Source organism: Streptomyces sp. UNOC14_S4, from assembly GCF_020740835.1.
In the GTDB taxonomy this organism is placed as follows: Bacteria; Actinomycetota; Actinomycetes; order Streptomycetales; family Streptomycetaceae; genus Streptomyces.
Genome location: NZ_JAINFC010000903.1, coordinates 1 through 1461, shown reverse-complemented (window position 1 = coordinate 1461; position 1461 = coordinate 1). Strand labels below are relative to the sequence as shown.

The window sequence follows — 1461 nt, the reverse complement described above, 5'->3', positions numbered from 1 at the left end:
GTCCGAGCTGGTAGGTGCACTTGAGCTGGACCTTGATGGTGACCTCGTCGTCGACGGCGTGGCCGGGGGCGCTGTGGCTGACGTGCCAGTCGATGCCGTAGTCGGGGAAGGGCTGGGCGAGGGTGCAGCCCGCGGCGGCGGCGACGGCGTGCAGATAGCCGACCTGGAGCGTCTCCATGCACGCGGTGGTGGCGAGCGCGCCGCGTGCGGGGGCGAGCGGTCCTGGCCGTGTGGGGGCCGGCCCGCCCGGTTCGGGCCGTGGGAACGACATTGTCCGAAATCCCTCCGGGCGTCGTCGGACCGTGCGGTCCGCACATATGTGTTGTCTCCTTTGCAACTCCACTGCAAACAAGGGCGGTTCGCGTGACCGGGGGCCCGGGTATCACCTCGCGGGGAGGGTGAAAACACGCCATTCGACAGACAAGCGCGAGGAGTTGTGACCATGTGCTGGTTCGAGGGGCCGCTCGCCGCTTTCGACACGGAGACCACGGGCGTCGATGTGGAGCGGGACCGGATCGTGTCGGCGGCGGTCGTGGTGCAGACGTCGGAGGGGGCACAGCCGTTGGTCACCCGCTGGCTGGTGAATCCGGGGATTCCGGTTCCGCCGGAGGCGACGGCCGTGCACGGTCTGACGGATCCCCATCTGCAGCAGAACGGGCGCTGGCCGGCGCCGGTGATGGAGGAGGTGGCGCGGGCGCTGGCTGGGCAGGCGGCGCACGGCATACCCTTGGTGGTGATGAACGCGCCGTTCGACCTGACGTTGCTGGATCGTGAGTTGCGGCGGCACCGGGCGTCGTCGCTGGCGGAGTATCTGGGGCCGGCGCCGTTGTGCGTGCTGGATCCATGGGTGCTGGACAAGCATCTGGACCGCTACCGGAAGGGCCGCCGGACGTTGACGGATCTGTGTGCGCAGTACGGCGTGGAGCTGGCGGGCGCGCATGAGGCGGCCGCGGACGCGCTGGCGTCGCTGGGGGTCGTGCGGGCGGTGGGCCGGCGTTTCGCCTCGCGTCTGGAGCGGTTGACGCCGGTGGAGCTGCACGCGCGGCAGGCGGTGTGGCACGCGGCACAGGCGCGGGGGCTGCAGGCGTGGTTCGCGCGGAACGGTTCGGAGGAGTCGTGCGATCCGGCGTGGCCGTTGCGGCCTGCGGTGCGGACGGCGGCCTGAGATGGCGTGGCGCGAGATGGCGTGGCGCGACAAAACACAAGGCCGGTACGTCTTTTGACGTACCGGCCTTCACGTGTGGGCGATACTGGGATCGAACCAGTGACCCCTTCGGTGTGAACGAAGTGCTCTCCCGCTGAGCTAATCGCCCGGGATGTCCGCCCGGGGTTTCCCCCGGCGACGAACTGAACAATACAGGCCGTGGCGCCTCTTCATCAAATTCCCTCCCCACGGGCCGCGAGGAGGGCCTGCAGCCCTCGCCGTCCGCAGCGCATGGCCCAGGCGTGATTGGCGAGGAG

Annotated in this window: 2 protein-coding genes and 1 tRNA gene; 1 reads left to right on the top strand and 2 read right to left on the bottom strand. The window is 69.7% G+C overall.

Annotated features, from left to right (window positions below; genetic code table 11):
* On the bottom strand, positions 1-271 hold a 271-nt coding region (locus tag K6I34_RS36875; RefSeq protein WP_229332376.1), incomplete at its 3' end, for a DUF4365 domain-containing protein.
* A gap of 171 nt (positions 272-442) precedes the next feature.
* Here K6I34_RS36875 and K6I34_RS36870 point away from each other — a divergent pair.
* A complete protein-coding gene (locus K6I34_RS36870) occupies positions 443-1165 on the top strand; it encodes an exonuclease domain-containing protein (protein WP_229332375.1) in 723 nt (240 codons plus the stop codon).
* 76 nt (positions 1166-1241) lie between these two features.
* On the opposite strand, the gene K6I34_RS36865 is transcribed toward K6I34_RS36870, so the two are convergent.
* Positions 1242-1313: transfer RNA gene (locus tag K6I34_RS36865), tRNA-Val, on the bottom strand.
* Between the last annotated feature and the right edge of the window lie 148 nt (positions 1314-1461).